The organism is Clostridium sp. CM036 (assembly GCF_055081135.1).
Genome location: NZ_CM143652.1, coordinates 3118159 through 3132491, shown reverse-complemented (window position 1 = coordinate 3132491; position 14333 = coordinate 3118159). Strand labels below are relative to the sequence as shown.

Below are 14333 nucleotides of genomic sequence, written 5' to 3'. Positions count from 1 at the left end.
TTTCAGTTTCGCAGAAGATTATTTAACTTCTACGGCTTCATCGTTACTGAATAAATATAGGTAACTTTCTTTAACTTTTTTCCCAAGTGTTGCTTCAATTGCCTTTGCATAATAATCTAGCTGAGATTTATATTTCTCTATTAAGAGATTTACATCTCCATTTTTTAAGGAGTCTGTTTTATAATCCACTAAAACTATCTCTCCATTTTCCTCAAAATAGCAGTCTATTATTCCTTGAAGCATTATTTTTTCCTCTCCATATATTTCGATTGGGAGGTTTTTATCTATATCTGTTGACTTAATTTCCATATGGAACGGTATTTCTCTTTTTAAAGCTTTTTGATTATAAGCTTTTATCATTCTTTGTCCAAGATCTGTTTTAAATAACTTTAATAATTTATTGACCCGGACGGATTTGCCCTCTTCTTTTGAGATTAGCAATTTTTCAACGTAAGTCTCAATTTGTAATCCTATTTCACTTGTGGTCGCCACTTTAGTTAAATCTAATCTTTGCACCACTGCATGCATAGCGGTTCCTTTTTCTGCGGGGGTTAATCCCTTCGCCTCTTCTAGGAATCTGGGCTTATTTATAAGTTTTGGCTGGTACATATTGTTTGAATCGCCTTCAGTAATTTCTGCATTAAATTTTCTTTTAATCTCTGTTACTGTAAGTACTGTAGGCATTTTTGTGGACATTTCGTATTTATAAATAAATCCTAGCCTTTTTTCTATTTCACAGATGAACTTCTCATCTGTAGGTTCTTCCTGAAGTGCTGTTAGCTTTTCCTGTGAGCTAACAGTAATTTCTTCTTCATAATTGTCGTTTTTCTTTATGTTTTCTCTATTCCAGAACCTTACCGTAAAGCTTGCAGGATGACTTAATAAATTCGTTGTACTATCATCTATTTCTATTAGTTCACGCAATGGTTTTCCGTCTGCATGCCTTATTATCGCCGGCACTATCCAATCTAAATAGCTTTTACCTTTTAAAATTTCATATTCTCCTAGCTTTTCACTATTCTCTTCTAAACTAGAACTCATTCTAGTTAAATTTCTCTCTGTATTTCTCATTGACCCAGTTATTATTAGCTTTTCCTTCGCTCTGGTTAAAGCTACATATAGTACCCTCATTTCCTCTGCAAGACTTTCTATCTTTATTGTCTTTTTAAGCGCTTGTTTTAGAACTGTAGGATAAGAAATCCTTCTAATTGGATCAACAAAATCTGGGCCATAGCCTAATTCATGATGAAATAATATACTCTTATTTATATCCATTAAGTTAAAGTTTTTTCCCATGCCACTTAGAAATACTACAGGAAATTCTAGCCCTTTACTTTTATGTATACTCATTATCCTAACTACGTTTTCATTTTCCCCTAAGGTTTTAGCACTGCCCATGTCTCCACTACTTATTTTTAACTTGTTTATGAAATTTATAAAATTAAACAATCCCTTGTAACTAGTTTCTTCATATTGCCTTGCCCTTTGGAAAAGCACTCTTAAATTCGCTTGTCTTTGGGTTCCTCCTGGCATGGCTCCTATATAACCGTAATAACCAGTGCTAGTATATAAATGCCATATGAATTCATCAATGGGCATATACGTGCAAATTTCTCTAAAGTGGTTTAATTTTTCAAGGAATTTACCGAGTTTTTCTGATTTTTTAGTGCCTTCTAAGTTTACCATTGCTTCATAAAAACTTACTTCCCTTTGACCTACTCTTATATCTACCAGTTCCTCTGAGGTAAACCCTCCTATTGGAGAACGGAGAACTGCTAGCATAGGAATATCCTGTCTTGGGTTATCTATAATTTGAAGTAAACTCATGATTATTTGAATTTCTATGGTACTAAAATAGCCTGTGCCTGTATCTGCATACACCGGTATGTCTTCTAGCTTCAATTGTTCTAAAAATGAGGGTGCCCAATTTGAGGTGGCCCGAAGTAATATTACAATATCCTTATATTCAACGTATCTATAACCTTTTATTTTTTTGTCATAAATTTTAAAAGCTTTTTCATCTTTATGTAGCATTAATTCTTTTATTCTTTTTGCAACAATTCTAGCTTCTAATTCAATATTTGTAGGGGTTTCATCCTCATTTGTTTTGCCATGTCCCTCACCTTCAATTCCATTAGTTGTTAACCGTCCCTCATCTTCGACCTCTTCACCTTCGTTTTCTTCTCCTGCATCTTTAACTTCCTTTTCAATAAGATGTAGCTCCACTGCTCCGCCTATTACTCCAGGACCTTCAAGTTCATCAAAGTGAGCTCCTAAATTCAACGCTTCCTCATCTGTATAGTCAAGATCTCCAATGTTTTTGCACATTATTTGTTTGAAGATATAATTTACTGCATTTATAACCGGTCCACGACTTCTAAAATTTTTGTATAGAGTTATTTTTCTGGTTTTTTCGCCGTCAATTTTTGAATAACTATTATACTTTGCTAAGAAGAGCTCTGGCCTTGCCTGCCTAAATTTATATATACTCTGTTTTACGTCTCCTACCATGAATACATTTGGGAAACCTATTTTTTCTCTTGAGATTATATTTAATAGAGTTTCTTGCACCATGTTGCTATCCTGATATTCATCTATCAAAATTTCTTCGTATTTATTTCTTAGCCCAACTGCTACTGCGGAAGGTTCTGGTTTTCCCTGAGCGTCTATTACTATTTCCCCCTCTTCATTTTTTTCCATCAAAATGTCAAGGCAGTAGTGCTCAAAATCATTGAAATCTATAATTGAACGTTCTTTTTTCTTTTCTCTATATTTTTCCTGTAAATCTATAACAAGCTGAGATAGTTCACGCATTTGTGGATACAATGTTTTTATATCTCTTAAAGCCGTTTCTGAATTTGCATTCATTATTTGCTGCCCCAGTTCCCCTAATTGTTTCTTAACCTTATTTCTTATCTCTTGTACTACCTTTTGTTTTTCCTTATCTTTGCAGGCTTTTATCGTTGTTAGTTTTGGGAAGCTTAAATTTTCAAACGCTTCTGCTAAGCTTTCAAAACAATTGCTTTCAGCGCTTATTAAATCTGCAATTAACTCTAAATCTGATTTGAACACTTCGTAATATAATGCTATAGCTTCATTGTTTTCTATGATTTTCAATGCTTTAATCATTACTTTTTCAATGCCTAGTAGCTCTATTTTAACATCTTCCATTAAAACCTTTGCCCAAGGGGTATCACTAAAACTATACCCATCTTTTATGTTAAAATCCTCTGCAGAACCCCGTAGCCATTTTGTTGGATTTGTAGAACTCATGGCAAAATTATAAAGGCTTAACACTATAGACTTAAGGCCTAAATCTTCTTTATTATTACTATAGGCTTCAACAAGTTTTAAGAAACTAGAATCCTCGATTAGATTTATAGAGCTAGTATCCTTTTCTACAAATAAATCGCTATCTTCATCTTCGGTTTCATTTTCATCATTCATTTCTACATATCTATCCTCAAATAGTTCCTCTAGAGCTTCTTGTTTTAAAAGCACTGCTTCTGTTGCATCTGCTATTCTAAAATTAGGGTCTAAATCTACTATATGAAAATTGCTTCTAATAACCTCAAGGCAGAAGGAGTGAATAGTTGTAATGCTGGATTTATTTAATAAGGTTAACTGTCTTTGCAGTAGTTTACTTTGTGGATTTTTATAAAGTTCCTTTGAAATAGCCGCAGCTATTCTCTCCCTCATTTCGGATGCCGCCGCGTTCGTAAATGTAACCACTAATAACTTATCTATATCTGTAGGCCGATCTTCATCTGTTACTATCTTTATTATTCTCTCAACTAGTACCGCTGTTTTACCTGAGCCTGCCGCTGCAGCTACTAGAACGTTGCAATCGCGAGTATAGATAGCCTTTTTCTGATCCTCTGTCCATGAAACCCCTGTTTTTACATGTTTAATTTCATTCTCACTCTTTAACATTACTCCTCATCCACTCCGATCTCTTGAGTCTTTACACTATTTTGCTCAATTTCGACTGACGATAAGAGTTCCCATATTTCCTTGTCTCTCTTATCTTTTATTATCTTATAGGTATTTTCCTTTAATGTAGGATCAAATTGGCAAATAGCCGTGTATTCACAGTAAGCACAAGGTGTAGCATCTTTTTTCTTATATGGCTTTATGTCTATTTCTCCACTTAACATTTGTTCACAGGTGCTTATTAGGTTTTCCTTTACATGGCGGAGTAACATTTCAAACTGCTCCTTAGTTGCAACTGATGATCTTGAGCCTAACTTCCCATCCTTTTTTATAGATGCTGGGACAACTAGAGATGCGCCTTCAATATTTCTATCCATTTCCCTAATTATCTTAGTATCTGCTAGCAGTAACCCCTTCATTTTTAAAGCCTTCATTATTGCTTTTTCCAGTTCTTCTTCATCTAAATCATTTTTAGCTTTTATTACTGGGTCATCTATTTTAAAGTACAAAATACCTGCTGGGAAAATTGGCTCCTCTGAAATTTCGTTTTCTTTAGAAATCGCTCTTTCACTTTTAAGCATGGCGTCTAAATACGTCAATAGCTGTATTTGAAGTCCGTAATATACATCGGATAGTTTAAAATCCTTATTTCCAGATTTATAATCTATTATCCTGTAAAATTCTTCTCCTTCATTAATTAACTTATCTACTCTATCTATTCTACCAACTAGATTTACTACTTCCCCTGTGGATAGTTCTACTTTTATTGGTGGATAATCTCCATCTTCAAATCCAAAGGATACTTCATAGCCAAAGGGTTCAAATCCACTGTTTTTCATTTGCTCAACTATCACCATAATAGTTCGTTTTAAAACTCTTTTTAACCGCTCTGTAAAGTACTTGTACCTTGGGGTACTATTTAATATATAGCCACTTATGCCTTCCTCTGCTTCTTTTTCTACAATACTTGCTATATTTTTTTCACACCATTCACGCTGAAGGTCCGCCCATTTTATTTCATTTTTATCCACAAGCTTTGAAAAATCATCAAGTACACTGTGCATAAAGCTACCTAAGTCTGGAGATGAAAATGTAAAAGTTTTTCGCTCCTTAGCTTTTAGGCCATATTGCACAAAATATGCAAAGGGACATTCTTCATATTTTTCTATTCTAGATACGCTAAAATAATTTTTGTCTCCATAAAGTAGTTTTACTTTTTCTTTCTCAAGCATTTTCATTTCATTTTTGTAGTCAAATCCCTGAAACATGGTGTTGCTTTTTTCTCGCCATAAAGGGTCCTTTTGGTACCACTTATAAATCTCAATCCAAAGTGGCGATATAACTCCCTCCTCTAAATATTTTCTTAGATAAAATATCAGCTCGTTAAATGTTGGAACTTTAGCACACAGCTGCTGCATATCATTCGTTTCTTGTAGCCTTTCACTAAACTGAGTTATATTGCTCTCTTCTATTAGACCTTTGAATAAGGCGTTAAACCTAGATATTATAATAGAAGGTCTTAACGTTTTGCCTTCATAATCTGCAATAGGATAACTTATATTTAAATATTTACTTGGGATGGTTATTGTAGCATAGATTAAATACTGCTCATTAAACACCTCAGTTTTTGTGTCATTTGCAAGTTCTAATGCATTTTCTTTTAAAATCATTCTATCATTGTCCGTTAATATTCCATCTTCCTTGTTTGCCATTGGGAATACTCCATCATTTACCCCTATAATGTACAGTGCACTTATATCATGACTTTTTATGCGCTCCACGCTGCTAATAGTTACTCCATCTAGTGCAGGTGGAATAATTCCCATTTGATGTTTACTAAATCCCATGGATAGTACTTTTACAAAGTCCTCAAGGGATAGGGTTTCATTGCCAAGGACTTCCACCATCTGATCTAATAGTTCCATAACTAAGTTCCATATTTTACTATACTCGGTAACGAGCTCTTGCGCACCTTCCCTTTTGAAATTTTCTATCCACTCCTCTATTGTTTTATATATATTTATAGTTTCTAGAAATTCAAATAAAGTTGTGCATATTTTTTTTGTGGTACATCCGCCTTTTAATTTTTCTTTGAATTGTAGTAGTGGATTTATGACTTTCTCTCTAGTATCATTTAAAATTTTAATAGTGGCTTCTATTCTTTCAGCTTTGTCCTCAGGAGAACCTGCAACTTTTTCTACAGGTTTCTCTGCACTTTGTGATGCAGCTTCGTCTATGCCAGCTTTATCATTATAGTAGTCTCTAAAATAGTATTCTATTTTCTCCTGCCATAGATCAGGTTCTGTCCATTTTCTTTTGCCCTTTATGCCCGCTGCTATTACGAAGTTTTCTAGTATGTCTATATGCTGCTTTTCTATATCTAAAAGCCCTGTTTTAAGATACCTAAACATTGCCTCATAGCTAAAGTTCTTAGTGAAAATCTCAACGACTCCGGTTATTAGCACAATTAAGGGGTTACTTGTTATATCCTTTTTCTTATCTATAAATAATGGAATATTATATTCTGTAAATATGGCTTTAATTAACTTTTCATAGGAGGGTAAGTCTCTTGTTACTACTGCTATTTTATTAAATCTTATATTCTCATCACGGCATAGTCTTAAGATATCCTTTGCCACGTGTTCCACCTCGCAGTATCCATTAAGAGCTTTAAATACCTTTATGTTTTCACATTTCTCAGTACTTGGTGTATATGGGAATGCAAAATAATTTTTTTCAAGAAAAGATAGTTCATTATTGTTTTTAAATTTATATTCTTTATTACCTTCCAGCTCTATAGGTGCTTCGATACTTGTCCCACTATCCTCTGCTAAACTTAAAAGCTTATTTTCTGTAAACTTAATGGAATAAAATGCATCAGATTCCTCCATACATTTTGAATGCTCTGAACTTTTTAATGGAAGCGTTATATTTATCCTCCTAGCTTTTTTATATAGCTTTTCGAGTATTCCATACTGTTGTGGTGTAAAGCCTGTAAACTCATCGATCCAAAACTCAGAACCATCAAAAATATTGCATTCATCAAGGGCACTATTTAAGCGTGTTAAATCGTCATCTGGATCCAAATAGTTTTTATTTAAAATATTATCAAATTCTCCGTATATAAGAGATAAATCCATTATTTTATCTACTAGCAAGGTGTTTTCCCCTAAATTGCCTAATGTCTTATTTAAATCTTCAACAGAAACATTATATTTTTTAAACTCTGTAATTGCAGAAGCTACATTATCTACAAAGCCTTTTTGTCTAGCCGCTCCTTTAAATACCTTGAGTTCATCTTTCTTTTTTTGAAGTATGCTATGAATAAGCATTGCCTTTCCTGAAGTATCCATAGGTTTACGGGTTATGCCTCCAACCTCGCTAAACACTTTGTACGCTAATCTATTAAAACTAAGTACTTGGACGTTCTTTATTCCTGTAGATCCAACTACTTTTATAAGATTTTTTTCAGCTTGAAAGGAAAATTGTTCTGGTACCAAAAGTACTAAGGGTTTTTCGCTCTCGGCGGTACTTCGTTTTTCTATGTCCTCTAAGCAGAACGTACTCTTCCCTTTTCCAGCTCCTCCGTATATAAATCTTAAACTCACAAAAACACGTCCTTTCTTTTAATTTATTATATATAATTTCCCCACATAGTTCGTTTTGTATTTATTATATTATACCATGCGGGACATATTAGACTTGAATGTTTAAAGATATTTCAGAAGCAAAGTCTCCCATTTCTATAAGTTTGAGTACCTACTATAAGTAGGAGTTACTTGCCCTAACAAATAGAAAACTTCAGTGGTAGTATACCACTACTTCTGAAGTCGTCAATTTATCTTCTGCGAATCTGTTGAAGCGACCCAGGAGATGATTTAACCACATAATAACTTAAAATATTTGTATATTAGGCAAAATAAAATTAACTGACGAAAAAGATTGAAATATATAATTATTATACATATTATTCATATAGATGCATTTATTTCGTCATACTTTTACATTCTTATATAAATGCAACCCTTTAACGCAATTTTCAGTATATTTTCATTACATGTATGTTTAAATATGTTTAAATATGTTTAAATATATTTAAATACAAGAAAAAAGGGTCTAAAGATGAAATCTATAAAACATCAACTAATTATCATTGCTATATTAATTTTAGGAATACCATTTTTTATATCAAATTTAATTTCTGATTATTACGTGTCGAATCAATAAAAAAAAGATGGGCGATTTAAAACTTGAAGAATTGAAAAATATAGTTAAAAAATATAGTGCTAAAAATAGTTATGCTTATGTAATAGACTGAGAGAGGTTTTAAGTAGTTGCTGAGGAAGTAAGAAGACTTGCAGAACAATCCGTGAAACTGTAAATAACATTCAATATGGCGCGGATGGAGAATTTGTAAGCTCCATGTCAGATGAAATTGCACAAGCATCACAAAATCAAGCACAGCTTGCACAAAAACTTAATGAGTTGGTTCAAAAATTTAAAATTTAAAGTTTAGGGTCACTTGGCACACTTAGAATTAACATATACTAAAATTGGCTTGTCTATTTATTACAATCCAATAATTTCCCACTAATAATTATGAAACATAATAGACGTGTAAATTACCTATTTTAATTCCTTTTCACTTAGAGCATCAATATAATCTTTGCCTTCTTTGAGCCCTATTCCAGTAGCCATTCTATATTTTTTAATTGCTTTGATATTTTTGCCTTCTAAAATAAGGCTTTTTAATTCAGCCATTGTTTCATCTGACACACGCATTTCACCCGGCAGTCCTATTTCACTCGGAATACCAACTTTATCCGCAATCATATTTAAAGTTCTCTTCATTTGCGCAATGTCAACTCGCATCATACTAATAGTATTTGATGTACTTGATATATTTAACACTACTCCCACTACTCCCGCTACTATAAGTACCAAAATAAATGTATCACTCATAATTTCACTCCTTTCAACTTTGTCATAATATTACATTTATGCATAATAAACTATGGTTTATTTGCCTACTAATCATAATGCAAATTATAAGCAATCGTAACCTGGTAATATTTAAAAATTAGATATCTTTAAATTTAAAAACCACTAAAATTGGTTTGTCTATTTCCGACAAGCCAATAAATTTTCCCACAATAATTATGAAACAATATAAAATATTGTTTATTTTATCTTCTTAAGTTTCAGATTTAATATAATCTGATTCATAATTGATAAAATACCAATTACAATACAACTAATATTATTATTTTTAAAAGTGTTAGGGAATGCTGCAAATAAAAACACCCAAATTATAAGCATTACTCCTAATGCTATGTCACTTGTTCCAATTATTTTAACCGCACTTGTATAATTTTCATTTAATTTCTCCTGAAATTGAGGACTAAAAAACACCTTGAATTTCAAACTATATTCATTAATTTTTTTAAAAACATTATAGTTTAAGCTAAAACCTAGCCCAACAAAAATTAATGATATTATAATCACTACTAAATTAATCATCTCCTGCGGAGCTGCATATTAACGACTTCAGAAGGGTATTTACACTCCCACTGGAGTTTTATTTTTGCTAGAGTGATTAACTCTCACTTATAAAAATTGGAGACTTTCCTTCTGAAATGTCATTAAATATCCTCATACTGAAATTCCCCTTCTCAATTTATTAATTGTTGCATCTATACAACTATTGATATTCCATTTTAAATTTATCATGAGCCTTTATGGTACAAGTATAACTGTAAATTCATTAGGGATAAATCTAGTTGTATTTAGGAATCCATGCAGTGCAGCCGAATGCATTCAGCACAATGCATGGATCCCTTTAATATATTATATGTTTCTTATGTTTATTTTGTACTTTGAAGTTTTTCCATAATTATATCTTTCATTTCTACCAATTTTTCTTCTGCAGCTTTTAAAGTTTCTCCCTTTGAGTACATGTATATTTTAATTTTTGGTTCTGTACCTGAAGGTCTTACAGCATACCAGCTCTCATCATCAAAGTAGAATTTAAGTACATTAGATACTGGAATTCCACTAGATTCTTCTGTACCATTAATTACGTCATAAGCTTTTTCTATATCGTAATCTATATATTTAGTAAGCTTCGCAGTGCCTATTGTCTTTGGATTATCTTTTCTGTATTCTTCCATCATTCTAGAAATTCTTTCTTGTCCTTCTATGCCTTCTAGAACTAGAGATATTAGGTTTTCTCTATAATATCCAAATTCCTCGTATATCTCATTTAATATATCTATTAGAGTTTTCCCTTGTGATTTATAGTAGGCTGCAGCTTCACATAAAAGCATGGAAGATATCACTGCATCTTTGTCACGAACGAAAGTCCCAGCAACATACCCAATGCTTTCTTCGTATCCAAATATAAATTCATGGCTATCATCTTTCTTAAAATCATTGATTTTACCACAAATATTTTTGAATCCTGTAAGTACTTCGAAGGTTTCCACGCCATATTTCTTAGCTATTTGCCTGCCTAAATCCCCTGTTACTAGCGATTTTACTATGGCCGCATTGCTAGGAAGCGTGCCTTTTTCTTTCATCCCTTCTATAACATATTTTATTAATATAGCCCCTGTTTGATTACCATTGAAAGCAACATATTCTCCATTTTTATCTCTGACCATTATAGCAAGTCTATCGCAATCCGGATCTGTAGCTATTAATAACTCTGCCCCTTCTTTTTTACCAAGTTCCTGGGCATATTTGAAGGCTTTTACATCCTCTGGGTTTGGGTATCCAACGGTTGTAAAGTCTGGATCTGGGTTTTCTTGCTCTGGCACTACTATTATATTAGTAAAACCTCTTTCCTTTAGTACTCTTCGTACAGGCATATTTCCAGTACCATTTAGAGGTGTATAAACAATTTTTATATCTTTATCTATGTTATCCCTTAAAGCTAGTCCCTTTACTTTCTCCATATACTCATCATCCATTGCTTTTCCAAGCATTACTATTAATCCTTTTTCCTTAGCTTCCTCAAGATCCATGATCTCTATGGTACTAAAATCTGTAATGCTCTGAATTTTTTCTGTTATACCATTTGCAGTAGATGATAAAATCTGAGCACCATCTTCCCAATATACCTTGTATCCGTTGTATTCTTTAGGATTATGGCTAGCAGTCACAACAATTCCTGCAGCAGTACCTAACGTTCTTACTGCATAAGATAGTTCTGGAGTAGGTCTTAATTCCTCAAATAGATAAGCCTTTATTCCATTTGCTGCTAAAACTTGTGATGCTGTAGCTGCAAATTCAAGAGAAAAATGTCTGCAATCATAAGCTATTGCTACACCTCTATCCATATATGCTTGTCCATAACCTTTAATATAATCCGCAAGCCCTTGCGTTGCTCTTGAAATTATGTATAAATTCATTCTATTAAGTCCCGCACCTAATTTTCCTCTTAGACCTGCAGTTCCAAACTCTAAGTCCATGTAAAACCTATCTTGAATTTCATTATTGTCTTTTGATATTGCCCTTAATTCTTCTCGAGTCTTTTCATCAAAATATTTATTATTTAACCATTCTTCATATTTTTTTATATAAGTCATTTTAACTCCCACCTTCCAAATAATTACCATTTGATAACATTATACATTACTTCCTATTCATTTTAAACAGCTAATAACAATTTTTAGGATAAACTTTACATATAGTATAAATATCTGTAACGACTTATCCTTTTGCACATATAATATATTAGGATACCTTAATGGCACTTCAGAATGAATTCCTCCTTGGATCCAATTGTGCTTATTATTATTTCAACAATAGTTAATAACCATTAATTAATTATTTATCCTTCTGAAGTCATTAACGGTACCCTTTTAGTGATTTATCAATATAATCTTTACTTTAAAATGAAAGGGAGTAGTTCGTAAGGCTTTGCCTTATACATCAAATCGACATACTGGCTTACGCCCGGTTTGGTGCAAGATTTACTTGGAACAAGACTTTTGTTTTAGCAAATTCGCAAGATTTGTTAAAACAAAAGTCTTTATTTTTTTCATATATATTTGTGAGGGACAGTTTAATGTTCAATTAGTTGTTAACTGTCCCTCGGGTTTTGACCAGACTAAAGTTCAATTAGTTGTTAACTGTCCCTAAGGTTTTGTTTTAAGGTTTTGTTTTGACTACATGAAAATCCTATAAATTTTGGTGGTACAAAAGCATATGATTATGGCAATGGCTGTGGGAATTAATACAGATAATATTGTCCATTTTATACTTCCGGTTTCTTTTTTTATAGTCCATACTGTTGTGGCGCACGGAAAGTGCAATAGTGAAAATAACATTGTGTTTATGAGTGTTAAGTATGTCCACCCATTGTTTAGCAAAATCTCCCTAAGCTGATCTATACTTTCAAATTGAAGCATGGATCCTTTAGATAAGTATGCCATTAAAAGAATAGGTAGCACGATTTCATTTGCTGGAAATCCTAAAATAAAGGCTATCAAAATAAAGCCATCTAAACCTATGGCATTCGCAAAGGGATTTAGAAAATTTGCTGCATGGGCTAGTATACTTATATCTCCAATCATGGCATTGCCAAGAATATAGGTTATAGCACCAGCGGGCACAGCTACCATTATAGCTCTTCCCAACACAAACATGGTTCTATCAATTATAGATGTATATAATACCCTTCCGAGTTGAGGCTTTCTATAGGGTGGCATCTCTAATGTAAAGCTTGAGGGCATACCTTTTAGTATTGTTTTTGATAATGTATAGGATGTTAGTAATGTAATCCCTATACCTATAAGCACTAAAAGCACTACCATCAGTGCAGCTATAACAGACCTACTAGCAGGCGTTATACTCACTCCTACAAACACCATTGATAGAGCTATAAGAGTTGGAAATCTACCATTACAGGGTACAAAATTGTTGGTTACAATGGCTATAAGCCTCTCTCTTGGTGACTCAATTATTCTGCAGGCTATTACCCCGGCAGCATTGCAACCAAACCCCATACACATAGTTAGTGCTTGTTTTCCATGACAGCAAGCTTTTTTAAAAGAATGGTCTAAATTAAAGCATATTCTAGTCAGATATCCAGCATCTTCAAGTAGTGTAAATATAGGAAAGAATATTGCCATAGGTGGAAGCATTACGGCTACTACCCAGGCGAAAGTTCGGTATACTCCTAGTACTAAAAGGTTATTTAGCCAAAGGGGAACTTGTATATAGATAAAGAATAAACTGATCTTTGCTTCTATCCAAAACAAGAATTTTGACAAAAACTGTGAAGGATAATTTGCTCCCTGAATTGTAAGCCAAAATATCACTGCTAGCAGTAGTATCATTATTGGGATACCCGTTTTTTTAGAGGTAACTATGTCATCAATTTTTTGCTGAGACAATAACCTTTCAGTGTCTTTTATAACAGTTTTTCTTGTTATATCCTCCGCCGTTTTATAAATAGTTTCTACAATGGTGTCTCTTATGTTTTCATTGTTTTGTGTTCTAAAAAGTTTTGATTTTTTTAGAACCTCCTTAATATTTGCGTCTTCCTTTAGATTCAACAATTACACCTCCCTATTAATTACTTCTTAAGTCATAACCTAAAAATTTGCTTATAGAATTTAAAAGCGATTCATCTCCATCTAGAAGTCTTAATGCAAGCCATTTAGCATTAATTTTGTCCTTAAAAATCGAGATAATCATTGGGGTGAGCTGTTGCTGCTGCTGCGTAATACTTTTAGGATATTGAATTTGTACGGGACAGGTATGAATTTTATTAGTGCATAAATCATATATGGTATCTTTTAAAATATTCATGCCTATATTACTTCTTGCAGTAGTTGGCACCACCGGTATACCTAATTCCTTTGATAAAGCTTCTATATTTACACTTATGTTTTTACTTTTAGCCTCATCCATCATATTTACACAAGCTATTACTTTATCAGTAATTTCAATCACCTGCAAAAGCAAGTTTAAATTTCTCTCAATACACGTGGCATCTAAAACAACCACTGTTACGTCTGGCTTTCCAAAGCAAATGAAGTCTCTAGCTACTATTTCTTCGACAGAACTTGCAAGAAGAGAATAAGTGCCTGGCAAATCCACAATAGTAAAGTCTGTGCCTTTATGACCATATTTCCCTTGAGAGTTTACAACGGTTTTCCCTGGCCAGTTTCCTGTATGCTGATGAAGTCCAGTCAGTGCATTGAACACTGTACTCTTTCCCGTGTTTGGGTTTCCTGCAAGTGCAATGACATAATCTTCTTCTTTTAATTTCTCTACATTAAAAAGATCCTTTAATCCCTGCTTATTACTAGAACTGTAAGTTAGCCCCATTTTTTCTCCTTTCTCTATTAATATTTATATTTATAACTATTTAGCCCTGAGATGACATT

7 protein-coding genes are annotated in these 14333 nt (G+C 33.0%); all 7 read right to left on the bottom strand.

Annotation, left to right across the window (positions count from 1 at the left end; all coding sequences use genetic code 11):
• Window positions 1-18 precede the first annotated feature (18 nt).
• A complete protein-coding gene (addA, locus tag ACWJKE_RS14825) occupies window positions 19-3933 on the bottom strand; it encodes a helicase-exonuclease AddAB subunit AddA (RefSeq protein ID WP_216302419.1) in 3915 nt (1304 codons plus the stop codon).
• The gene (addB, locus tag ACWJKE_RS14820; RefSeq protein ID WP_216302418.1) at window positions 3933-7541 is read right to left on the bottom strand and encodes a helicase-exonuclease AddAB subunit AddB; all 3609 of its coding nucleotides are present in this window, start codon (window positions 7539-7541) and stop codon (window positions 3933-3935) included. Before addB ends, addA begins: the two co-directional genes overlap by 1 nt.
• 1018 nt (window positions 7542-8559) lie before the next feature.
• The gene (locus ACWJKE_RS14815) at window positions 8560-8895 is read right to left on the bottom strand and encodes a 50S ribosomal protein L7/L12 (protein ID WP_220319792.1); all 336 of its coding nucleotides are present in this window, start codon (window positions 8893-8895) and stop codon (window positions 8560-8562) included.
• A 219-nt stretch (window positions 8896-9114) separates the two neighbouring features.
• A complete protein-coding gene (locus tag ACWJKE_RS14810; RefSeq protein WP_268064062.1) occupies window positions 9115-9453 on the bottom strand; it encodes a hypothetical protein in 339 nt (112 codons plus the stop codon).
• A 344-nt stretch (window positions 9454-9797) separates the two neighbouring features.
• Entirely contained in the window at window positions 9798-11522 is a 1725-nt protein-coding gene (locus ACWJKE_RS14805) for a phospho-sugar mutase (protein WP_216302414.1), read from the bottom strand.
• A 582-nt stretch (window positions 11523-12104) separates the two neighbouring features.
• Window positions 12105-13499 (bottom strand): nucleoside recognition domain-containing protein, encoded by a 1395-nt coding sequence (locus ACWJKE_RS14800; protein ID WP_462958917.1) that lies wholly within the window; start codon window positions 13497-13499, stop codon window positions 12105-12107.
• A 13-nt stretch (window positions 13500-13512) separates the two neighbouring features.
• The gene (locus tag ACWJKE_RS14795) at window positions 13513-14274 is read right to left on the bottom strand and encodes a FeoB small GTPase domain-containing protein (protein WP_216302412.1); all 762 of its coding nucleotides are present in this window, start codon (window positions 14272-14274) and stop codon (window positions 13513-13515) included.
• Between the last annotated feature and the right edge of the window lie 59 nt (window positions 14275-14333).